The organism is Candidatus Poriferisodalis sp., assembly GCF_965219595.1.
Lineage (GTDB): Bacteria > Actinomycetota > Acidimicrobiia > Acidimicrobiales > Poriferisodalaceae > Poriferisodalis.
On record NZ_OZ244781.1, the window covers coordinates 330690 to 352485 of the forward strand.

At 63.5% G+C, this 21796-nt stretch carries 18 protein-coding genes; 6 read left to right on the plus strand and 12 right to left on the minus strand.

Going from position 1 to position 21796, the window contains the following annotated elements; translation table 11 throughout:
* Positions 1–88 precede the first annotated feature (88 nt).
* From ACOQPE_RS01475 to ACOQPE_RS01485, 3 genes are all read right to left on the minus strand, one after another.
* Positions 89–1489 carry an OB-fold domain-containing protein gene (locus ACOQPE_RS01475; RefSeq protein WP_420610164.1) on the minus strand — a complete coding sequence of 467 codons (1401 nt, stop codon included), beginning with the start codon at positions 1487–1489 and terminating at the stop codon, positions 89–91.
* Between the two features lie 127 nt (positions 1490–1616).
* A complete protein-coding gene (locus ACOQPE_RS01480) occupies positions 1617–2351 on the minus strand; it encodes a PIG-L deacetylase family protein (protein WP_420610165.1) in 735 nt (244 codons plus the stop codon).
* 50 nt (positions 2352–2401) lie between these two features.
* Positions 2402–3067, minus strand: a complete 666-nt coding sequence (locus ACOQPE_RS01485) for a NifU family protein (RefSeq protein WP_420610166.1) — start codon at positions 3065–3067, stop codon at positions 2402–2404.
* A 136-nt stretch (positions 3068–3203) separates the two neighbouring features.
* Here ACOQPE_RS01485 and ACOQPE_RS01490 point away from each other — a divergent pair, with 136 nt between their 5' ends.
* Positions 3204–4187 carry an MDR family oxidoreductase gene (locus tag ACOQPE_RS01490; protein ID WP_420610167.1) on the plus strand — a complete coding sequence of 328 codons (984 nt, stop codon included), beginning with the start codon at positions 3204–3206 and terminating at the stop codon, positions 4185–4187.
* Positions 4188–4229: 42 nt separating this feature from the next.
* On the opposite strand, the gene ACOQPE_RS01495 is transcribed toward ACOQPE_RS01490, so the two are convergent.
* The 4 genes from ACOQPE_RS01495 to thiD all read right to left on the minus strand — a co-directional run bounded on the left by ACOQPE_RS01495 (position 4230) and on the right by thiD (position 7683).
* A complete protein-coding gene (locus tag ACOQPE_RS01495; protein ID WP_419855597.1) occupies positions 4230–4367 on the minus strand; it encodes a hypothetical protein in 138 nt (45 codons plus the stop codon).
* Positions 4368–4376: 9 nt separating this feature from the next.
* On the minus strand, positions 4377–4892 hold the full coding sequence (locus ACOQPE_RS01500; protein ID WP_420610168.1) for a DUF4333 domain-containing protein: 516 nt from the start codon (positions 4890–4892) through the stop codon (positions 4377–4379).
* Positions 4893–5083: 191 nt separating this feature from the next.
* Positions 5084–6778: an acyl-CoA mutase large subunit family protein gene (locus ACOQPE_RS01505; protein ID WP_420610169.1), complete on the minus strand. Its 1695-nt coding sequence runs from the start codon at positions 6776–6778 to the stop codon at positions 5084–5086.
* Between the two features lie 62 nt (positions 6779–6840).
* On the minus strand, positions 6841–7683 hold the full coding sequence (gene thiD, locus ACOQPE_RS01510) for a bifunctional hydroxymethylpyrimidine kinase/phosphomethylpyrimidine kinase (protein WP_420610170.1): 843 nt from the start codon (positions 7681–7683) through the stop codon (positions 6841–6843).
* Between the two features lie 68 nt (positions 7684–7751).
* Here thiD and ACOQPE_RS01515 point away from each other — a divergent pair, with 68 nt between their 5' ends.
* Together ACOQPE_RS01515 and ACOQPE_RS01520 are read left to right on the plus strand one after the other, a co-directional pair.
* Positions 7752–8903, plus strand: coding sequence for an NAD(+)/NADH kinase (locus ACOQPE_RS01515; protein WP_420610171.1), 1152 nt, complete (start codon positions 7752–7754; stop codon positions 8901–8903).
* A 126-nt stretch (positions 8904–9029) separates the two neighbouring features.
* On the plus strand, positions 9030–9692 hold the full coding sequence (locus tag ACOQPE_RS01520; protein WP_419855592.1) for a peroxiredoxin: 663 nt from the start codon (positions 9030–9032) through the stop codon (positions 9690–9692).
* 63 nt (positions 9693–9755) lie between these two features.
* On the opposite strand, the gene pncB is transcribed toward ACOQPE_RS01520, so the two are convergent.
* Positions 9756–11066 (minus strand): nicotinate phosphoribosyltransferase, encoded by a 1311-nt coding sequence (pncB, locus tag ACOQPE_RS01525; RefSeq protein ID WP_420610172.1) that lies wholly within the window; start codon positions 11064–11066, stop codon positions 9756–9758.
* A gap of 192 nt (positions 11067–11258) precedes the next feature.
* Between pncB and ACOQPE_RS01530 the strand changes: the two genes are divergently transcribed.
* Positions 11259–14243 carry a TrlF family AAA-like ATPase gene (locus ACOQPE_RS01530; protein ID WP_420610173.1) on the plus strand — a complete coding sequence of 995 codons (2985 nt, stop codon included), beginning with the start codon at positions 11259–11261 and terminating at the stop codon, positions 14241–14243.
* A 45-nt stretch (positions 14244–14288) separates the two neighbouring features.
* On the opposite strand, the gene ACOQPE_RS01535 is transcribed toward ACOQPE_RS01530, so the two are convergent.
* Positions 14289–17420, minus strand: coding sequence for a type I restriction endonuclease subunit R (locus ACOQPE_RS01535; RefSeq protein WP_420610174.1), 3132 nt, complete (start codon positions 17418–17420; stop codon positions 14289–14291).
* 241 nt (positions 17421–17661) lie between these two features.
* Here ACOQPE_RS01535 and ACOQPE_RS01540 point away from each other — a divergent pair, with 241 nt between their 5' ends.
* Positions 17662–18291 (plus strand): hypothetical protein, encoded by a 630-nt coding sequence (locus ACOQPE_RS01540; protein WP_420610175.1) that lies wholly within the window; start codon positions 17662–17664, stop codon positions 18289–18291.
* Positions 18292–18293: 2 nt separating this feature from the next.
* Positions 18294–19361 carry a helix-turn-helix domain-containing protein gene (locus ACOQPE_RS01545; RefSeq protein ID WP_420610176.1) on the plus strand — a complete coding sequence of 356 codons (1068 nt, stop codon included), beginning with the start codon at positions 18294–18296 and terminating at the stop codon, positions 19359–19361.
* A 33-nt stretch (positions 19362–19394) separates the two neighbouring features.
* Here the strand turns inward: ACOQPE_RS01545 and ACOQPE_RS01550 are convergent, their stop codons facing one another.
* Genes ACOQPE_RS01550 through ACOQPE_RS01560 form a run of 3 tightly spaced genes read right to left on the minus strand, consistent with a single transcriptional unit; the run spans position 19395 to position 21794 of the window.
* Positions 19395–20033: a hypothetical protein gene (locus tag ACOQPE_RS01550; RefSeq protein WP_420610177.1), complete on the minus strand. Its 639-nt coding sequence runs from the start codon at positions 20031–20033 to the stop codon at positions 19395–19397.
* The gene (locus ACOQPE_RS01555) at positions 20033–21469 is read right to left on the minus strand and encodes a restriction endonuclease subunit S (protein ID WP_420610178.1); all 1437 of its coding nucleotides are present in this window, start codon (positions 21467–21469) and stop codon (positions 20033–20035) included. Before ACOQPE_RS01555 ends, ACOQPE_RS01550 begins: the two co-directional genes overlap by 1 nt.
* Positions 21470–21473: 4 nt before the next feature.
* On the minus strand, positions 21474–21794 hold the full coding sequence (locus ACOQPE_RS01560) for a hypothetical protein (protein ID WP_420610179.1): 321 nt from the start codon (positions 21792–21794) through the stop codon (positions 21474–21476).
* Positions 21795–21796: the final 2 nt, after the last annotated feature.

Below are 21796 nucleotides of genomic sequence, written 5' to 3' on the forward strand. Positions count from 1 at the left end.
TGCCTTGTGGTGAGTTGGGTATTGACATTATGGCCGCTGGGCGCTGTGCTTGCCTGCTGCTGCTCCCGCAGCACGACGTATTGCTGCGTCACCCCGCAGCCGGGCGAGCCTTCCAGAAGTAGTTGTGGATTCCCTCCGCGCTGTACAGGCGCCGGAAGGTCATCTCGACTCGGTCGCCGATGCGCACCTCATCGGGTTCGACATCGGTCATCTCGGCCTGGAAGCGTCCGCCGCCGTCGTAGTCGATGACCACGGCAACCATGGGCGGCGACAGCGAGAACGCCAGCCGGTCCACCGTGAAGGTGGCGATCGTGGCAGGCACATCAGCCATGCGGACACGCTCCATGTCGTCGACAGCGCCGCCTTCCATCGACACGCGCATCGGCGGCAGATGAATGGCACCCGAACTGCGGTCGCGTGAGCCGACGAACGCGTACTTCCAGTCTTCGGAGCGGAATGCCGGCGGCGCACCAGGACGCTCGGGGTCCGGGCGGCGGGGCGGTTCGCGGTCGAGGAATCCGCGCCACGTCAGGAACTTGTTGTAATCCAGCGCGTCGTTGCCCCGATCGATCTGGGCGCGCACCGGTGCATACGGCGCATGGTCGGCAATGGCGTCGGTCGTCCTCAGCACATCGGCCGTGGCGCCGTCGGCGAGATGCACCAGCAGGATCGTCTCGCCCGGCGCCGCGTCGTCGAGCACGGCTGCCAGCACGATCGCCGCATGCGCCGTGCCGGTGTTGCCGATATCGCCGGTCAAGTCCGGGACCAGTTTGTCGCCGGCCACCCGGGACAGGCCACGCACCGCACGTGCGTGCAGACCGACGATCGCGATCTTGTCAATGCCGTCGAGGCCGACACCGGCGTCTGCCAGTGCTCGCTCGATGGCATCGTTGGCGAGCGGCAGGTACACCTGCTCGCCGAATCGCTCCTCCCAGATGCGCGAGTAGGCATCGCCGGGCTGGCGGTAGCGATCAGTGAACTCAGCAGTCGCAACGGCTCCCCCGAGCCACTCGCACAGCACCGGTGACACTGCGTCATCGCCGAAGACGAAGGCGGCTGCGCCGTCGCCGCCGCCTGCCTCGTCGCCACTGGTCGGGCGACCGGTGCGCAGATCCGAAGCCACCGCCAGGTTGGTGCCCCGATTGGCCGCGGCGAGCGCCCAGATGGCCTCTGATGAACGCGGCGCGCCGCCGGCGTCGACCGCCCAAGACGATTGGGGCAGATCCAGCGCAGCGTGGATGGCGGAAGCGTTCGTCTTGTCCATGTATGCAGGATTCGCCGTCGAGAACAGCACGGAGTCGGGCACGATGTCGCTCCTGCGCAGCGCGTTGCGCGCGGCCTCCACACCCATCGTGGTGGTGTCCTCGTCGTAGCTGGCCACAGCTCGGTGTCCGCGGCCGCCGCCCGAGCCCATCGCCGCGGTGATCTTGGAGCGGTCCAGCCGCCAATACGGCACGTACGCCCCGTACGCAATGATCCCTCGTCCCATCGTCGGTTCTCCCGTCGCTGCGGTTGCAATCGTGGCCGCGGTCTTCGGCCGTCAAGCGGTCCGGTTCGGTTGTCCTCGGCGCACACCGGCCAGCGCAGGAGCCTACGGCGTGGAGCGTCGGTGTCGCCTAGCCCGCGGGCACTACGCGGTAGGCCTCGGCGAGCCGATCGCTGGGAAGGCTGCCCGCGGCTGCGGTATCGGCAGCCCACTCGCGCAGGCGGCCTTCGAGATCGTCCATCTCCGCGGTCTGGCTGCGATGTGCACGAAGCGCTTCGACCTTGCGGCCGAAGCTGTCGGTGATGTCGATCCACCGGTTGGGCTCGGTGCCGATCAGCCAGATTTCGCTGACGTTGTGGGGCTTGTGACCCTCGTCCAGTAGTTCCGGGAAGGCCCGTGGATTGCGGGAGTCGGGGTACACAGCGGCCATCGCGGCAGTAGCAGTGGCCAGGTGGTCCGGGTGGGAGATGTAGATGTGGTCCCAGTTGGGGATCGTGGTCTGGCAGAGCACGGCATCGGGACGGACGATCCGGATCACGCGCGCGATGTCACGTCGCAATCCCAAGTCGGCCACGACCATGCCATCAGGGTGGCCCAGCCAGTGCAGCTCGCTCACACCCACTGTGGCTGCCGCCGCAGTCTGCTCGGCCTGCCGCATTGCGGCCAGCTCGTCAGGTGTATGGGACATGTCGTCGTCGCCGGCTTCCCCGCTCGTCGCCAGGCAGTACGCCACGTGGCATCCGGCTGATGTCAGCGCGGCAACGGTTCCCGCCATGCCGAAGTCGATGTCGTCGGGATGCGCCACGATGATCAGCGCCCGTGCAGGCGCTTCGATCTCTCCCTGATCGGTGAGGATCACGCCCACTGCCACAACCTCCGTCGCTTGGGCGACGGCGTCGCCATTCGGCTCAACCGTTAGGTGAAGTAGGGGTTCTCGCCCGAGGCGTGGTCGGTGAGGTCGACGACCCGCTCGACTTCAGGGATCAGCTCGCGCAGTGTGCGCTCGATGCCCGCGGTGACCGTGGCGTTCGCCATGCCGCAGCCTTGGCAGCCGCCGCCCAGCTTGACGACGACCGTGTCGCCTTCCACCGACACCAGCTCGGCGAACCCGCCGTGCGCGGCAATCGAGGGGTTGATCCGCTTGGTGAGCACCTCGCGGACGTTGTCCTCCACCGTGCCGTCGAGGTCGAGCTGTGCGTTGGGGCCGAGGTCGGGGCGGTTGGGGTTGCGCAGCACGAGGCCCGGCTGGTTCGGGTTGGACGGCAGGTCCAGCGAAGCGCCGTCGAGCTTGGGGACATCGCGATCGGGAATCAGCACCGTCAGACCGCCCCCGACTGCGAACGGCACGTCGGCAGCGTCGGCCTCGGCCAGCAACTCGAAGGCGAGGTCGTAGGTGTAGTCGACGCCTTGGGCGCCGGTCACCTCGATGCGAAGCGCCAGCTGATCGCCGTCGACTTCGCTGTCGCGCAGTTCGACCACCTTCTCGAGTGCAGCCGGCGTGACGTCGAAGGTCTCGCGCCGCGTCTCCATCATCGATTCGCGCACTGCGTCAGCGGGAGCCATCGGATCGCTCAGGGCCATATCGGCAGCCTACTGACGACGCCCTGCGGGTCCGTGGGCGGCCGCGAAAGGCGTTGCCCCACAGCCTTGGCGGTAGTGTCCCGCGCGCTCGCTGCGCCTCTCAGACCGAGGGCGACCCGCAACAAAGGGGATCTTCATGGCCTTCCGCGCATTGATGCTGCACGAACAGGACCGAGCCGTCTCGGCCGAGCTGGCCGACATCGACGACAGCCAACTGCCCGACGGCAATGTCACCGTGGCCGTGGAATACAGCACGCTGAACTACAAGGACGGGATGATCCTGGGCGGGATTGGGCGACTTGTCCGCACGTACCCGCACGTGGGAGGGATCGACTTCGCGGGCGTCGTCGAGTCATCCGACGACGGCCGCTTCGCTCCGGGAGATCGGGTTGTGCTGACCGGCTGGCGAGTCGGCGAGACCCACTGGGGCGGCTACGCGGAGCGCGCACGCGTGAGCGGCGACTGGCTGGTGCGGCTGCCCGATGGGCTGTCGACGTTCGACGCAATGACGATCGGCACGGCCGGGTTCACCTCGATGCTGGCCGCGCAAGCGCTGGAGCGGCACGGCCTCGGATCGGGTCCGGTGCTGGTGACCGGTGCTGCCGGCGGCGTCGGCAGCGTGGCGGTGCACCTGCTGTCGGCGGCCGGCCATGAGGTCGCGGCCTCGACTGGCAGGCCGCAGACCGCCGACTACCTGCGCAACCTCGGCGCTTCGGAGATCATCGACCGGACGGAGTTGTCGGAGCCGCCAGGGCGGCCGCTCGGCAGTGAGAGATTCGGCGGCTGCGTAGACGCAGTCGGGGGGACCACGCTTGCGAACGTGCTGACCCAGATGTCATACGGGTCGAGTGTGGCGGCGTGCGGCCTCGCCGGCGGCAATGGGCTCGACACCACCGTCATCCCCTTCCTGCTGCGCGGCGTCAACCTGCTCGGCATCGATTCGGTGATGTGCCCCTACGAGCCGCGCGCTGCCGCATGGCAACGACTCGACGAGCTGGTGGATCGGGATCTGCTGGCATCGATGGCGACAACGGTGGGTCTGGGCGATCTGGCTGCGCTGGGGCCGAAGATCCTGGCGGGCGAAGTGCAAGGGCGCACTGTTGTCAATGTGCGCGCCTGACGGCGCGTCCCTGGATGTGCGCGCCTGACGCTGCGCAGGTGGCTACAGCACAGAAGCGATTGCGGCGAAACCGGTCAGCAGCATCGCAGCAACCACAAGGACTGCCGTCCACCACAGCCCCGGCTGGCGCTGGCGCAGCGGGCGCAGGTTGCCCATCGCGTCATAACGGTGACGTGGCATGCGCTGGGCCTAGCCCTTCAGCCTCCACTCGATGGCGCCGATCTCGTTCTGCACCTCGACCTCGATGTCCTGTGTGGCCCCTGTATCGGAACGCTCGAGCGTGCACAGGAACGTATGGCCGACCGAAACCACCAGGTACTGGTCGTCGCCGCAATTGGCTTGGACACCGAATCCCAATGCGGCTGCCGCTTCGGCACCAAGCGCCGTCTCGGTGGCATTGGTCTGCATCACTGCCTGGCGAGGTCGGATCTCGCGGCGGCCCTGCTCGTCGATGATCGTCACCTGCGCCTCGTAGAACGCTCCCTCAACGAGTCCGTCGCACAGGAACGTTGATCCCGGCCTGATGGGTGCGTCCTCGGGGCAGTCGATGTCGGCGATCTCGGCGGGTGCGACCACGCTCTGCAAGTAATCCTGCACTTCGCGCTCCACCTGCGACTGGTCGGCACCGCCGCCGCAGGCCGCGAGCACCGTCGCCGTCAACACCGCCGAAACAGCGATCCAGCCCCATCGGCCAATGCGATGCACACCTGTCCACCGCCCCCGCGCACAGGCTGTCTCCGGCGCGAGCGGTCTGGTCAAGTTGAGGGCCTCCGGCTAGGAATGACGGGACAATAGCCCAACGCCACGCCGCAACCTGTACTTCTCACAGCCGGCAAAATCACAGGTCATCCGTGTCCTCTGCAGAGCCTTGCGCTGCACGCGAATTCGGATGCCGATCAGATGAAGGGCCGCTCGGTGTATCGCCCAAAAACGTCGGCCAAGGCGTTGGTCACCTCGCCCACGGTGGCCCGGGTCCGCACGGTGTCGATGAGGTGCGGCATGAGATTGGCGTCGGTCTCCGCCGCCCGGCGAAGCGACATCAGGGCCTCATCGACGGCGGCCTGGCTCCGGTCGGCCCGCACCTGGGCCAGCCGCTTGATCTGGCGCTGCTCGTCGTCGTTGGTGATCTTCAGCAGGTCGATCTCGTCGTCTTCGCTGCCCTCGGTGAAAGCACTGGCGCCCACCACGACCCTGCGGCCGGCGTTTACCTTCTTCTCGAACTCATATGCCGCATCGGCGATGCCGGACTGGTACCAGCCCTCGTCGATCAGGCGGAAGGCCCCCTCGAGCATCGAGCCGTCACCGGCCGCGTCGATGTGAGCGAACATCTCCTCAGCTTCGGCTTCGAGCTTGTCGGTCAGCTCCTCGATGAACCAGCTGCCCCCGAGCGGATCGATGACATTGGCAGCGCCGGTCTCGTGGGCGATGATCTGCTGCGTCCGCAGCGCGATGCGGGCGGCCTTGTCCGTCGGCAGCGCCAGCGCCTCGTCCATCGAGTTGGTGTGCAGGCTCTGGGTGCCTCCCAGCACTCCGGCGAGCGCTTCGATGGCAGTGCGAGCGATGTTGATCTCCGGCTGCTGCGCAGTGAGCGAGACCCCGGCTGTCTGGGTGTGAAAGCGAAGCATCATCGACCGCTCGCTCTGCGCGCCGTACCGGTCGCGTATCCAGCGGGCCCAGATGCGGCGGGCGGCCCGGTATTTGGCGATCTCTTCGAAGAAGTCGATGTGGGCGTTGAAGAAGAAGCTCAGGCGGGGCGCGAACTCGTCGGTGGACAGTCCCCGCCCCGCAGCAGCCTCGACATACGCGAATCCGTTGGCCAGGGTGAACGCGAGCTCCTGTGCCGCCGTCGAACCCGCCTCGCGGATGTGGTAGCCGCTAATCGACACCGAGTTCCACCGGGGCATTTCCTCGGTGGCGAACTCGATGGTGTCGGCGACGATGCGCATCGAGGGCCGCGGCGGGTACACCCATTCCTTTTGGGCTTGGTACTCCTTGAGAATGTCGTTCTGCAGCGTGCCGCCGAGCTTGCTGCGATGCGCACCGTGCTCCTCGGCGTTTGCGACGAACATCGCCCAGATGGTGGCGGCCGGTGCGTTGATCGTCATCGACGTGGTGGTTGCCTCGAGGTCGATGCCGTCGTACAGCGTCGACATGTCCTCGATCGAGTCGACCGCCACGCCGCAGCGGCCCACCTCGCCCAGCGACATGACGTCGTCGGAGTCGAGACCCATGAGCGTGGGCATGTCGAACGCAGTCGACAACCCGCCTCCGCCCGCTTCGAGGATCTCGTGGAAGCGCTTGTTGGTGTCTTCGGGCGTTCCGAAGCCAGCGAACATGCGCATCGTCCACAACCGGCCGCGGTAGCCGCTGGCGTGCACGCCGCGCGTGTAGGGGTACTGGCCGGGCCAGCTGACGTCGGCGCCGGGTTGGCCGTCGTCGGGCGCGTAGAGCGGCTCCAGCTCGAGGCCGCTCATCGTTTCGAAGTCGGCGTCGCGCGCCGGGGTGGCCTCGAACTCTGCTTGCCAGCGCTCGCGTGTCACCCGGGGCCTCCTGAGATTCGCCGCCTCGTCACTGCCCAGATGCGTTCGCATCAACGTCACCTGCGGCGCTTGAAGTGTATGCAGGAGCCCGCAGGCCGGCCCAGCCTCTGGTCTCAGAGGGCGAGCGGGTCGACCGGACCGCGGCCGCTGCCCAGCAGGCGATCTGCTCCGGCCGAGATAGCGCGTGCCGTCAGGTCGTGAGCACGATCAATCGCTGAGTCCACGTCCGTACCAGTGGCGAACTCGGCGCATATGGCTGCCGAGAAGACATCGCCCGACCCCCGGACGTTGCGGGTGTCGATGCGCGGCGCCGAGAGCAGCCGGACGCTGCCGTCCCGGACGACGACATCGGTGATCGTCTTGCCGGTCCGGAGCCGGCCGCCGGTGACGACCACGGCCTCCGGGCCTGTAGCTGCGAGCTCGTGGGCCGCTTCGATCCACGCCTCGATCTCGTCGCCGAGGTCTCTGCCCACGAGTCGACCTGCCTCGAGGTGGTTGGGCGTCACGACTCGGGCGTTCGGCAGCAGGCGCGTCGCGACCGATCGCTCTGCCTCGGCGCTGAGCAGGGGCTCGCCGGCGCCGTCGACCAGCACCGGGTCCACCACCAACTGGGGAAGTCGGCGGGCAGCAATAGAGGCCACTGCTGCGACGGTCTCAGCCGTGAGCAGCAGGCCCGTCTTGGAGGCCGCAATAGGCATGTCGTCGAGCACTGCGTGAATCTGTGCGGTCACCAGCTCGACGTCCACGGGCTGCGCGGCCCGGAACTCGGCGGTGTTCTGTGCCGACACCAGCGTCAGTGCGAATGCCCCGTGCACGCCGGATGCCGCGAATGCCCGCAAGTCCGCCGCGAGTCCGGCTCCACCAGAGGAATCCGCACCCGCGATGGTCAACGCCGCGGGCGACCAAGCGTGCTGCGCTGGTGAACGAGGCTTCTCGCTCGCTATCCCACCTGCCATGTCTCAAGTACAACAGTTGGGCGAGCCACGCGGCAGTCACCCCCGCCTGTGGTTAGCGTCGGCGGGCGATGGCCGGATCCGCGTCGAGACCGAGCGACTCCCGCACCGGCCGCAACTCCCCCGACGGCACCGTCGGGATTATCGCCAACCCGGTCTCGGGGCGCGATGTGCGCCGGGTGGCGGCGCGAGGCGCGGTGTCCACCACCGAGGACAAACGCAACAGGATCGCCCGAGCCGTCATCGGCGCAGTCACCGCGGGGGCCACGCGGATCGTGGCCATGGCTGAACCGTTCGGCATCGCCACGGGGGCGCTCACCGACCTTCGCATCGACGCGGAAATCGAGATCGTGGACGTGGGAGCGACCGTGTCACCCGCCGACACGATCCGGGCGGTCGAGGCCATGCGGGCCCGGGATGTCAGCGTGCTCGTGACGCTGGGCGGCGACGGAACCAACCGCACGATCTCCGGGGTTTGGCCCGAAGCGACACTCGTGCCCATGTCCACCGGCACCAACAACGTGTTCCCCAGCCTCACCGAGCCCACCGTGGCCGGTGCCGCGGCGGGGCTGGTGGCAACCGGTGTGGTGGACCCTGAAGCGTGTGCCCCCCAGTCGAAGCTGATCACTGTTACATCAGGAAGCGGCACATCACAAGATGGGGAGCCGGCGAGGGGCTGGACCGAGATCGCACTGGTCGATGCGGTCACGCTGGCCGATGACTTCGTCGGCAATCGCATGCCGGCGGACGGGGCGCGGCTGCGGCAGGTGCTCGTGTCGCGTGCCCATCCCGCCAGCATCGGGCTCAGCTCGCTCGCGGGGCTGCTGCAGCCATGCTCATTCGAAGACGATGCGGGAGTGCTGGTGGAGTGCGGGCCAGGCGGGCGCCCGATGCGCGTGGCGCTGGCGCCCGGGCTCTACCGGACGGTGCCGGTGATAGATCACCGCAGCGTTGAGCTGGGAGAGACCGTCGAGCTCTGGGGTCCGGCGGTGCTGTCGCTCGACGGCGACCGGGAACGCACGATCGGCCCCGACGAAGCAGTGATTGCCGATGTGCAGCGCTGCGGACCCCGGGTGGTGGACGTGGATCGGGCACTGGAATTGGGCGCTGCCGCCGGGGTGTTCGAGACTTCTCGAGCGCCGACTGGCGACCGTGCGCTCAACGAAGCCTCCAATGTCCACTACCACCACGCCGACGGCACCCCGATCCGCGATTGCTGCTGACGCTGTCCAGCTGACCAATTCCTGACTAATCCGGTCGGATTTATCGTCATATACGGCTATCCTCCGCTGCACGGGCGGTGCCAGCTCGCACACCACGGCACCGGCCGCATCGCAAGGAGGACGACCATGGCACTGCGTCTCAATGACACCGCTCCCGATTTCACTGCCGACACCACCGAGGGCGAGATCAGCTTCCACGATTGGATCGGCGACGGCTGGGCGCTGCTCTTCTCTCATCCGAAGGATTTCACGCCGGTCTGCACTACCGAGTTGGGCGCCGTTGCCGCGCTGGCCGATGACTTCGCCGCACGCAACTGCAAGATCATCGGCATCAGCGTCGACGGCGTGAGTGACCACGTGAGCTGGAAGGCCGACATCGCCTCTGCGACCGGGCACGAGGCCAACTACCCGCTCATCGGCGACCCGGAGCTGGCCGTTGTGAAGCTCTACGACATGCTGCCAGCCGACGCCGGCGACACCTCGCAGGGCCGCACCGCGGCCGACAACGCCACGGCCCGCACCGTGTTCATCATCGGCCCGGACAAGAAGATCAAGGCGTCGCTGACCTACCCGATGACGACCGGCCGCAACTTCGCCGAGATCCTGCGCCTGCTCGACTCGTGCCAGCTCACCGCTGCCGAGCAGGTCGCCACGCCGGCCAACTGGCAGCAGGGCGAGAACGTCATCATCGTGCCCGCAGTCTCGAACGAGGCTGCCGCCGAGAAGTACCCCGACGGCTGGGAATCACCGCTGCCCTACCTGCGCCTGGTGCCGCAGCCGGGCAAGTAAACGCGGGCCGCGGCTCGACATAAGGCTGCGGCACCCTCAGCAGCACAGGCCGCAGCCGGGCGCTTAGCTCAGGCTGGATTCTCCGACCACTTCAGCCTCGAATGCCGGGGCGCCGTCGAGGCGGCGCATCGATTCGGGCAACTCGGCGCGGACGCGCTGGTGGAAGACACGGTCCTGGGCCAGCGTGTAGGGATAGGCGTTCTGGCCGGATCGCAGCAGCGGAACGTGCAGCGGCCGGCTGTTGGTGGGCCCGGGGCGGTCCTGCTCGACGAGCGTTTCCGAGTTGGCCTCGCCGTCGCGTACCACCCTGTACGGCCGCACCACACCGCCACGGGTGGCCTTGCCCTCTGATTCTTTGTAGACGGGCACCACCGGCTCGAACGTGCCGGAGTGTCGCGCGATGGCAACCGCCTTGTACACCATGCCGGCGGTCGCATGGCCGGAGCCCACCACGAGCTGGGTGCCCACGCCGTAGCCGTCGACCGGCAGATCCGCCAGGTCGGCGATGCGGTATTCGTCGAGATCGCCAGACACCACGATGCGGGTCGCCTCAGCGCCCGCGTCGTCCAGCCATTGCCGGACCCGGGGCACCTCCACCGTGAGATCTCCCGAGTCGATGCGGACTGCACCCGGCACCCCGCCGAGACGCTTCGCCGCGGCGAGACCCCGTTCGAGTCCTGTTCTCAGGTCGAACGTGTCGATCAGCAGCGTGGTCTCGAGGCCGTGCGCTCGCATCTGCGCCTCGAAAGCCGCTTCCTCGTCGTGGTGCGCCAGCGTGAAGGCGTGGGCAGCCGTGCCAGCCGTCGGGATGCCGTATTGCTCGCCGGCCAGCAGGTTCGACGTCGCGTCGAAACCCACCAGCCAGGCGGCACGCGCAGCGGCAACGGCAGCCAGCTCGTGGGTGCGACGGCCGCCCATCTCGATGAGATGACGTCCCTCGGCGACATCGTGCATCCGCGCGGCCGCAGACGCCACCGCGCAATCGTGGTTGAGCACGGAGAGAACCAACGTTTCCACGAGCAGCGCAGTGCCGACCGAAGCATCGACGCGCAGCACCGGGCTGCCGGGCACGTAGAAGTCGCCCTCGCGGTAGCTCCAGGCATCGCCGTCGAATCGGAACGTCGCCAAGTGATCGAGCAGGCCGTCGCTGAAGCGGCCGAGCCCGGCCAGGTAGTCGAGATCGTCGGCCTCGAACCGGTAGTCAGCCAGCAGCCCTGCCAGCCGGCCTGGACCCGCCACCACCCCGTAGCCCCGTCCCGGCGGCAGCCGCCGGGCGAACACCTCGAAGCACGAACGCCGCGACGCCACCCCCGACTGCAGGGCCGCATCGAGCATGGTGAGCTCGTACAGGTCGGTCATCATGGCCGTGCCCACACCACAAGTCTGCCCGCGTCAGACACGGCCTCGCTCGCGGCGGTCATCTGGATGCACGTCGAGCCACGACGCCCGAAGGTGGTTCGAACTCTGTGCTACCAGGGTGCAAGTACGCGGGCTCGGCGGGTACGCCAATCCCCCTGTTGTGCTATGCGATTCTTATAATCGCGATTTCGTGGCGGAAGTACCAGCATGGACAGCGTAAATTCGCAGAATCAGGGATCTCTTTGGCGGCGATGGGATCCACATGTCCATCTGCCCGGAACGCTAGCCAACGACCAATTCGGCACGATGAGCATCGAAGAAGCGCTGGGGCAGCTTTCCCGTGCTCAGCCTCAAATCGAAGCGATCGGTGTCACCGACTATTTTACTTCGGCTAGCTATCGCGCAGCCGCGGATGCGCTATCAAAGGGAGTAGCCCCAAGTATTCGCTTCGCGTTTCCGAATGTTGAACTCCGGCTCGACAACGCTACGTCATCGAACCACGGGGTCAATATCCACCTCCTCTGCCCTCCCGAAGCGGTAGATCAGCTAGATCAGTTCATCGGTGGCCTCGAATTCAGCTGGAGTGAAAAGACCTTCAGGGCTGATCGCAGTGGCCTAATTCAACTCGGACGAGAGTTCTCTGGCGATCCCAATCTCGCGGAGTTCGCAGCGCTACAAACTGGCGCAGCGCAATTCAAAGTGAACTTCGAACAACTGCGCCGGCATATGCGGGCTGATCAATGGGCTGCAGAGAACGTGCTTGTTGCGGTAGCCGGTGGAGGACGCGACGGCACGTCAGGTCTCCGTGACCAAACAGGTAGCTTCGCCGCCCGGCGACAAGCAATAGAGCGATTCGCACACATTGTCTTCAGTGGCAGTCCTCAACAAGCGAAATTCTGGGCCGGAGAAGGCAATCTGAGCGAGGCACAACTCGAACAGACTTACGGCGGCGTGAAACTATGCCTACATGGCAGCGATGCCCATGATCCTTCGAGGCTCGGCCGACCTGACAATGATAGGTATTGCTGGCTCAATGGCGACCCAATTTTCGACACTCTACGTCTCGCATGCTTGTCACCCTCGACGAGAAGCTTCATCGGCCAAGAGTCACCGGCGGTATCCAGTACCTATGGCAGAGTAATCAAGATCGCCGTACCGGATGAAAATTGGTTCACTAATGGTGACATTGCGATAAATCCCGGCTTAGTTGCGATTATCGGACCCCGTGGTTCAGGCAAGACAGCTCTTGCGGACTTGATAGCCGCCGGCGCAGGGTCAAGGGAACCGTTTGACAATGATTCTTCCTTTATTCGACGCGCTGGAAGGCTTCTCACAAACGCTAGTGTGAGGGCCGAGTGGAGCCATGATGAGACTATGGAGCATCGCCTCTCTGGCACAGACATCGATGAAGGATATCTGCGGCCAGTTCGGTACTTGAGTCAACAGTTCGTAGAACGATTGTGCGCCTCCGATGGCGTGTCGGACCAGCTCCTGAAAGAGATTGAGCGGGTAATCTTTGAGGCGTGGCCGGGCGAAGAACGCCAGGGCGCCACGAACTTTCGGCAGCTACTTGAGATACAACTGACGTCGGCACGAGCGCGTCAATCTGCGAAGCTCCAGGAACTGCTTGAATGCAATGACCGCATTTCGGAGCTAAGGCTCGCTCAGCGGCAAGTTGAATCCAAACGTTCCGAAAGAGCGCAACACGAAAAGCAACTCGAGAGGCTCGAGGGTCAGATGACTTCCCTGACAGCAAATGCAGACCAGGAAAGCGCTAACCGACTTGCTGTCGTCTCAGAAGTGTTCGTCCAGCGGCAAGGGATAGCCCAGGCTCTTGATCGTCGACGGACCGCGTTGAACGGATTACTGAGCGCAGTTAGCACTGCCCGATCAACCACATTTCCACAGTACCACAGGCGCCTCCGCAGTGAGTACTCGGAGTCAGGCCTAACCAACGAGCAATGGGACTATTTTACTGTCGACTTCGAGGGGCATATAGATGGCCTAATTGAAGGAGTCTTACGTGAGGTTGATCAACAACTCCACAACCTCAAGGGAGCGCCGGTAGATGACCAAACCCAAACGATACTCGATGAACTCACACACGACGAGCTATCTTCGCTGCCTCTTTCCCAACTCAGTAGCGACATAGGTCGATTGCAGGAGCTCGTTGGGCTCGATGCTGCAAGACGCAAGCGGCTTACGAAGCTCAACGAGTCGACAGCAGCTGCACGCACTCATATATCAAGACTCTCAGATGAAATCGAACGTGTGCAGAGTGTGGATGTCGATGAGCTCGTATCAAATCGTCGCGGCCATTATGAGTCATACTTTCAAGCATTGATTGAAGAAGAAGAGGCATTGCGCACGCTCTATGAGCCCCTTAGCGCGGTACTCCAAGACATAGGTTCATCAGTATCGAAACTTCGATTCAGTGTTCGGCGAGTAGTTGACATTGGAGCATGGACAAGGAAGGGCGAAGAACTACTCGACCTGAGGAAGGAAGGTCGATTTCGCGGCGAGGGCGCCTTGCAAGATATCGCACAAACCGAACTAGTCGAGGCTTGGGAGAATGGCAATGCAAAGGAAGCAGCAGATGCGATAAGCAACTTTGTCCAAGAGTATAGCAGGGACATTCGTAGCCAGCAGCCGACTAGAGCAACCGACACTTCGTCCATAGCTGATTGGGAACGAAGCGTCTCACGCTGGTTATTCAGGACTGATCACATCCGGCTACAATATAGCCTTGATTACGACGGATTGAACATTGAACGTCTCTCGCCCGGCACGAGAGGCATCGTGCTCTTGCTCCTATATCTGGCGGTGGACCAGCAAGAAAGCGACCCCCTGATCATCGACCAACCGGAAGAAAATCTTGATCCGGAGTCGATACATTCGGAATTGGTGCGACTATTTCGACTCGCAAGCCAACGGAGACAGATCATAATGGTCACACACAACGCAAACTTGGTTGTCAACACTGACGTCGACCAGGTCATCGTCGCTCGCTGTGGGCCGCTAGCAGAAGGACGGTTGCCGGAGATCGAATACCGATGTGGGGGTCTCGAGAACTCCGAGATCCGCCGTCTCGTATGTGAGATACTTGAGGGTGGCGAGGAGGCGTTCCGCCAGCGTGCTCGTCGGCTTGGCCTTGAAAGGTCCGTCGGGACTTCGGTGTTGGTACCGCAATAGGGTTGCCGGATTGACTACGCGTGTCTCAGGCGTCGGTGCATACCGCTAGACGGTGGCCCAGTCGACTGAGAGGGCTTCGGCTTGTTCGAGAACGGTTTGGGTTGCTTGCTCTTGTTTGTCGGGCGGGTAGCCGTGTCGCTTGAGGATTCGCCGCACCTTGACGCGGATGCCTGCTCGGACGTTCTCGCGCAGGGTCCAGTCGATGGCCACGCTGTTGCGGACTGACTCCACGAGTTCGCGAGCGATTTTCTGGAGCGTCTCGTCGCCCAGCACAGCGACGGCGCTGTCGTTCGTTTCCAAGGCGTCGTAGAACGCCAGTTCGTCGTCGGTGAGGCCGAGTTGCTCGCCGCGCTCGTCAGCTGCGCGGAGCTCGCGCGCCAACTCGATCAGCTCTTCGATGACCTGCGCTGCCTCGATGCCTCGGTTCTGGTAGCGGCGAATGGTCTCGGCGAGCATTGCTGCGAATGATCGGCCTTGCGTGACGTTGCGGCGCTGACGCTGTCGGACTTCCCCGTGCAGGAGCTTCTGCAGCAGTTCCACGGCCAGGTTTCGGTGTGGCATATCGCGCACTTCGGCAAGAAACTCCTCGGACAGGATGGAGATGTCGGGCTTGTCGAGGCCAGCAGCCTCGAAGATGTCGGTCACCTCACCGGAGGACACTGCCCTCGAAATGATCTGACGAACGGCATGATCGAGATCGTCCTGTGCTCGTTCCTCGTCGGGCGACCGCTGCATCAGCCTGCTGCGAACAGCCTGGAAGAAGCCCACGTCATCCCGGATGGCGATCGCCGCCTCATCGGGCACGGCGAGCGCGAACGCCTGGGACAGCTCCCGAACGGCTTGAACGAAGCGATCCTTGCCGTCCTCCTGTGCCAGCACATGTTCTTGGGCGGCGGGCAAGAGCGCGAGCCGTTCGGCAGGAGTCCCGTCGACCCACTTCGACCAGTCGAAACCGTGCATGAGTCCTGAGCACACGTCGTGCTTCTCAAGCATCGCTGCAACCGCGTCGTCACGGTTGAGGACTGCGTCACCCCTGCCACCGCTCTGCGTGTAGGTCCGAAGCGCCTGACGCAACTCGTGCGCGAGCCCCAAGTAGTCGACGACAAGGCCGCCTGGCTTGTCCCGAAAAACTCTGTTGACGCGCGCGATGGCCTGCATCAGCCCGTGGCCCCGCATCGGCTTGTCGACATACATCGTGTGCAAGCTGGGTGCATCGAAGCCCGTGAGCCACATGTCTCGCACGAGCACGATCTGCAGCGGGTCAGCGGCGTCGCGAAAGCGGTTCGCCAGCATCTCGCGGCGCGACTTCTTGCGAATGTGCTGCTGCCACTCCGTTGGGTCCTCGGCTGAGCCGGTCATCACGACCTTGATGGCGCCGTCGGAGTCGTCGTCGCTGTGCCATGACGGCCTCAACCGCACCAATTCGTCGTAGAGATCGACGCAGATACGCCGGCTCATGCAGACGACCATGGCCTTGCCGTCCATCACGTCAAGCCGGTTCTCGAAGTGCTCGACGATGTCGGCAGCGACGAGCGCAGTCCGGCCGGGCGTGCCGACCACCGCTTCAAGCGCGGCCCACTTCGTCTTCAGCTTCTCGGTTTGCTCGAGCTCTTCAGCCTCCGTCGCCTCGTCGAAGTCAGCGTCGATGCTCGGATGTTCGTCGGGATCGAGGCTGAGCTCAGCCAGCCGGCTCTCGTAGTAGATGGGAACCGTGGCCTCGTCTTCAACGGCGCGCTGAATGTCGTAGACGCTGATGTAGTCACCGAACACTGCTCGGGTGTTGGCGTCCACCTGCTCGATCGGCGTACCGGTGAAGCCGATGAACGAAGCGTTCGGCAGCGCATCACGCATGTGCCTGGCGAAGCCGTCGATGAAGTCGTACTGGCTTCGATGCGCTTCATCGGCAATCACAACGATGTTCCGCCGGTCGGAGAGCACCGGGTGCCGATCACCCTGCTCCTCGGGAAAGAACTTCTGAATCGTCGTGAAAACCACCCCACCTGACGCGACTGCCAACTTGCTTCGCAAGTCCTTCCGACTCTCGGCTTGGGTCGGCGGCTGCCGCAGCAAGTCCGAGCATCGAGAGAAGGTGGCGAACAGCTGGTTGTCGAGATCGTTCCGGTCAGTCAGCACGACGAGCGTTGGGTTTCCCATGGCGGGCTCACGGATGATCCGCCCCGCGTAGAACGCCATCGTCAGCGACTTGCCCGACCCCTGGGTGTGCCACACAACGCCGATGCGGCGATCATCGACACTCGACTGTTCACTGCGCAGTGCTTCGGCATCATCGGGTCGCCTGCCGTCGGGGCCCAACCCGGCGGCACGCAACGTCTCACCGACGGCGACGTTGACCGCGTGGAACTGGTGGTATCCCGCCATCTTCTTGACGAGCCGGCCGCTGCCGTCGTCATCGAACACGATGAAGTCGCGAACCAGCGAGAGCAAGCGAGATGGCGCGCACGCTCCTCGTAGGAGAACTTCAAGTTGCGGTGCTGTGGCCTCTGCGATGTCGTCGCCGTCGATAGTGCGCCAAGACTTGAACCACTCGCGCCCGGCGGTGAGCGTGCCGAATCGCGCTTCAACGCCGTCAGAAACGACCAGTGCCGCGTTGTAGGCGAAGAAGCTGGGCAGTTCGTTCTTGTACGTCTGGAGCTGCTGCCACGCTGTCCACACCGTGGCGTCTGGGTCAGTCGGACTCTTAAGCTCAATGACCCCGAGCGGCAGCCCGTTGACGTACAGCGCGACGTCGAACCGCCGGTGATGGTCGCCCTCAGTCACCGTGAGCTGGTTCACCGCCAGCCAGTCGTTGGCCAACGGGTCATCGAAGCCGAGCACCTGCGCTTGCGCGCCCCGGAGTTCGCCGCGCTCGTTGCGGTACTCCACCGCAGTCCCACCGACGAGCATCCGATGAAGACCACGATTTCGGCCCTCCAGCGTCGACTCCGCCAGCGTGGTCAGCCGCCGAAACGCATTGTCATGAGCATCGCCTGGCAGTTCGGGGTTCAGCCGCTCCAGTGCCGCCCGCAGCCGCCCCTCCAGCACGACCTCAGAGGAATCTGCGCGCTCCGCGGTGCCCTCGTCTCCAAACAGGTTCGAACCCTTGGTGACGGTCCATCCAAGGCCTCTGAGCCAGTCGAGCGCAGCCTGCTCGACGGTGGATTCGTCCAGACCAGTCACACACTGCCCTTCGTTGTGACCCAAGAGGTTGCCGATCCCCTCCTCGGCCCTTGCTTCGACCGCCGCAGCCCCCTCGACTGCCGGGAGCCTACGCATACCACCCCGCAAGCCTGCTCGACCCGGCCAATGCTGCTGCTCCAGGGACCGCCTGCAAGCGACGCGACGCGCCGACAAATCGAGGTGGTGGTATATTTTCTGGTATGAATTCGCTCAATAATGCCACTGTATCGGCAAGTTTGCGATGATCGGCATCCGCGACAAGGCAAGGGTGCTCGACGAGCTCGGCGACAAGGTGCTGGAAGCGCTCGCTGCGAGCGTCACAGGCGCCTGTAAGGACTTCCTCCGCTACCAAGCCGCGCTTCCAGACTTCGCTGCTCAGGCGAGTTCACGAGGATCGGCAAACTGGATCCACGACCGGCTCTGGCACCATGTGCGGGCTCTCTTGGACGATATTGACGATGTGCTCCTCATCGATCTCGGCGTAACGCGAGAGGTCGTGCTCGGAGGCCGGTACCGGATCCGGATGAAGCGCCACCATCTGCCGGCGCAGGTCGCGACGTACCCCACGCAGACAGCGATGCACTTCATGAGCCAAGCACCGGAGCAGCTCGTCCTTGAGGGACTCGAGCAAGTCAACCTCATTGCCGGCTATGTATGGTTCGGCGACAGCGCCGAGATCGGAACAGCTGTGCTGTCCTTGCGTGACGGGCAGGACAACGTGCTGTGGGTCCATGAACTGCCCGAGACCGACCTTGACAGGTCCGCGAACGTCGCAACGCCACTGCCGCCCCGCGACGAGCACGAGAACACGCAGGTCCGCCTGCGGCTCGAACGGCTTCGAAGCGACGATCCGAGGTCTCAAGAACTGTGAGCTTGGGTGAGGCAATCGTCACGCTTCGGCGGGCGAATGGCCTGACGCAAGAGGAACTGGCAGAAAGCGCTGGAGTCACCCAGGCAGCGCTTTCGCGTTATGAGAACGCGCTGCGAACGCCCGATGCCGAGGCGATTACCGCGCTCGCTGGTGCCCTTGGTGTTACGACGGCCTTCCTGCAGCGCGCCGAGGGAGCGGTGGGGGCGTTCATGATCGATGCGCACATGCGACGCAGGGCCACTGCGAAGCCCACCGTGTGGCGCCGACTCGAGGCCAAGCTGAATGTGTACCGGCAACACCTCGACGCCATCACCGACGCAGTCGAGATGGTGCCAAAGCTGGCGCTTCCGTGTTTCGATCCCATGGAGTATTCGCCAGATGAAGCAGCCCGCGTGGTTCGCATGCAATGGCGCATGCCCGCGGGTCCTGTCCGCGATCTCGCCGGTTGGCTCGAAGCGGCTGGCTGTCTAGTCGTTGCCGAAGACTTCGAAACGACGGCCGGCGGCAGCCGCGTCGACGGCCTCTCACAGTGGTCGCACGACTACCCAGTCATGCTCGTGAACAAGCGGGCACCTACCGATCGTCTCCGCCTGACCCTGGCCCACGAACTGGGACACATCTGTCTGCACAGCACAGAGCTGTTCGGTGATCCCGAAGACGAAGCGAATGCCTTCGCCGCGGAATTTCTCATGCCCGCTGCAACCATTCGGCCCGACCTGCACAACTTGGATCTGGGGCGACTGCACCTACTCAAGCGTCACTGGGGCGTCTCGATGCAAGCGCTGATCGAACGTGCCTATCGCTTGGAGACCCTGTCCGCGGCTCGTCGGGCGTACCTATACAAGGCCCTCAGCAAACGAGGCTGGCGAACCAGAGAACCCTTGAGCGACGAACTCCCGCCGGAGACGCCTCACTTGGTGACTCGTTTGGTGACCTCGCTCCGCGACGCAGGCCTGTCGGCCGCCGAGACCGCGACGATTGCTGGCGTTGTGCCCGGCACCCCGCGGCAGCCGGTATTCCTACCCCCCGCGATTGGACCAGCGACACATCTCAAGATCGTCGATCAGTGACGTAACGATCAACGCTGGGCGATGACGACCGATCTAGCTGTCGGGGCGCCGATCCGTCGCTCTGGCCGACACGCCGCCGGTCAATTCACGTGCCTCTGCTGGCACCCCGCGAAGCGATGAGCCTTGACACAACGACTCAAGCCATTCGACGAGTTCATCGATTTGCCACTCCGTGAGGTCGGCTACCCGGTGGCCACGAATGCCAACAAAGTACTTGTCGTCCCAGTTCATGCACTCTGCCGGAAGGTCACAAGCCGAGGATCCGAAGTAGGCGAACCGCGTGCCGATCAGCACCCGATTCACCTTCAAGTCGCGGCGCATATCCTCGGCGCAGTGGTGACATGGCAGTTGTATCCAATCGCCTGTTCTGTCGTCACGGCGGTACACATTGTCGCCGCACTCGAGCCGCATATCGCTGCTGACTCGAGGCTTTTTGCATTCAAACCGCGGGTCGTCCCAATATTCCTCGAAACTCAAGGTTTCTGAGATCTGCATCGCGTAAATCAGTTGCCTGCCCAGACCCGCGCCCACACTGCCCAAGCCCATGATCCAGTCGCCCACCGATGCCATCCGTCGGATCTCTGGCTTGCAAGTCGCAAGCGTGCAGTGTTCGTGGAATGGATTCGGTGCAAACCCCGTATCGTGGGTCACGATATAGCGATACAATTCCACTACAACTCCGCGGCAGCGATGTGTGGGTGCTCAGATGCAGACGTTGCGCCGCGCGCGACATCGTCGGCCACCGAGAACAATCGAAGCTTGCCTGAAATCAGTTCCGGCAGCAGCGTGTCGCGCGCGTCAGCTAGTAGCCGGCTCTGATCAGTCAACTCCATGAGAGATTTCCAGATCGGTGATACAATGTCGTCAAAGGCCCTGTGAACCTCACTGTCAGCAATAACTGACCTCAGTTCTCGTACAATCCGTTGACTTATGTTCTGCTGCGCCGAGCCCACGGCCACACTCTGCAGCCATTCACGCGCGTGATATAGGGTGCCATATACATAGTACGGCCCGAACGCAGGCTTAGCTTGCAAACCACAACAGGCCTGATTTGCCGTCGCGTCGATTGTGAGTAGTCCTAAACGCCCTACCGTGGGCGACGCATACAACGCAATTAAGATTGTGCCCGCGGGCCATAATTTGCACGAAGATGCCTCAAGCCCCAATTGCGTAATGCACTCTCCTGAGTGTGCCAATGGCCCATCTTGCAACTCGGCCGTCACAAACCAAGGGATGCGGCCATCCCAATAGCGATCATCATTGCGCTTGGGAGTTCCGCCGTTATCAATCTGGACACATAGTTCGGACACCGTACCGATCCTCCAGCCGGCGGGGATCAGACCCAGTTCCGAATCGGCAAGATCATCTGGGAAGAGATCATAGAGATGGGCGGGCAGGCCCGGTAGCGATTGGCCCCGACGCCAGCGGCGTTTCATCTTGGATAAGACGGGCTCAAAATCCACAAACCAGGCCCTGAACAACGCTTGGACCGTCTCCTCCAGTGTTTCACACATCCGCTGATTCAATTCGATCCGATCGTCCAAGACTCCCAAGATATCAGCGACGCGTCGCTGTTCGTCAAGCGGCGGCAACGCGACCTCTAGCCGAGCAAGATCCGTTGGGCGGATCGAAGGATATGCCGATTTGCTGTGCTCTGCTAGAGCATGGAGGAAGTCAACAATGTGGTCCTGCGTCAGATAACGGTATATGTAACCTGTGTCAGCGATCGCCTCTTTGGCCCGGACTACGGCGAAACCGGTAGACACTAGTAGGTTCTCAGGCGGCTGTTTGATTATGCCGTAGTGACGCTGGTTGGGCCGTACAGTCGAATAGACAATGTCACCGACAGAGCATTTCCGTCGTGCCCGGCTCGGAATCTTATCTATCCCCGGGGCCAATCGCTGGATGCGATCAATCTTGCCTTCCGTGATGCTTCCCGTATCCAGATAATTTATGAACGGCCAGTCTTCATTTGCAGAATACTGGTCGCTGTTGATTGCAGCACACTCCTCTAGGGACAGTACGCGCCGCTCATATTTTCGATTGTCTGAACCTTGGGCTAAGTGACAACAATCGGCACTTGTGTTGCGAGCCCGCGCGTCTGACATAGATTCAATGTGACTTTCGTGCTATACATATGGCGGATAGCTCATTCGTACCGGGATTCAACCAAGCTTCTTCATTCTCGCCTTCCCATTCTGCATGGTCGGGCTTCGGCCGAATGCTTATGGTATTCAGGCTATCGACATAAAGATTGTCAAAACCGGCTTCATAGCCGTTGACAACGACTCTGATGTCCGGTGGGTACTTGGCTAGTTCCTCGATCAGGTCGCTGACGGTGAGCGGTCGGTACTGCTCTTCGGGAGTGTCGGCCGTGCTGTTGATCATCCCATCTCCTTCGATGCTCAAGCCATCCACAGCAGTCAGCTCCACCG

Coding starts and splice junctions, on each gene's coding strand:
- ACOQPE_RS01540 (WP_420610175.1), top strand. CDS start 17,662: ATGATCGGCATCCGCGACAAGGCAAGGGTGCTCGACGAGCTCGGCGAC.
- ACOQPE_RS01520 (WP_419855592.1), top strand. CDS start 9,030: ATGGCACTGCGTCTCAATGACACCGCTCCCGATTTCACTGCCGACACC.
- ACOQPE_RS01530 (WP_420610173.1), top strand. CDS start 11,259: ATGGACAGCGTAAATTCGCAGAATCAGGGATCTCTTTGGCGGCGATGG.
- ACOQPE_RS01490 (WP_420610167.1), top strand. CDS start 3,204: ATGGCCTTCCGCGCATTGATGCTGCACGAACAGGACCGAGCCGTCTCG.
- thiD (WP_420610170.1), bottom strand. CDS start 7,683: ATGGCAGGTGGGATAGCGAGCGAGAAGCCTCGTTCACCAGCGCAGCAC.
- ACOQPE_RS01505 (WP_420610169.1), bottom strand. CDS start 6,778: ATGCGAACGCATCTGGGCAGTGACGAGGCGGCGAATCTCAGGAGGCCC.
- ACOQPE_RS01495 (WP_419855597.1), bottom strand. CDS start 4,367: ATGCCACGTCACCGTTATGACGCGATGGGCAACCTGCGCCCGCTGCGC.
- ACOQPE_RS01485 (WP_420610166.1), bottom strand. CDS start 3,067: ATGGCCCTGAGCGATCCGATGGCTCCCGCTGACGCAGTGCGCGAATCG.
- ACOQPE_RS01555 (WP_420610178.1), bottom strand. CDS start 21,469: ATGTCAGACGCGCGGGCTCGCAACACAAGTGCCGATTGTTGTCACTTA.
- ACOQPE_RS01475 (WP_420610164.1), bottom strand. CDS start 1,489: ATGGGACGAGGGATCATTGCGTACGGGGCGTACGTGCCGTATTGGCGG.
- ACOQPE_RS01515 (WP_420610171.1), top strand. CDS start 7,752: ATGGCCGGATCCGCGTCGAGACCGAGCGACTCCCGCACCGGCCGCAAC.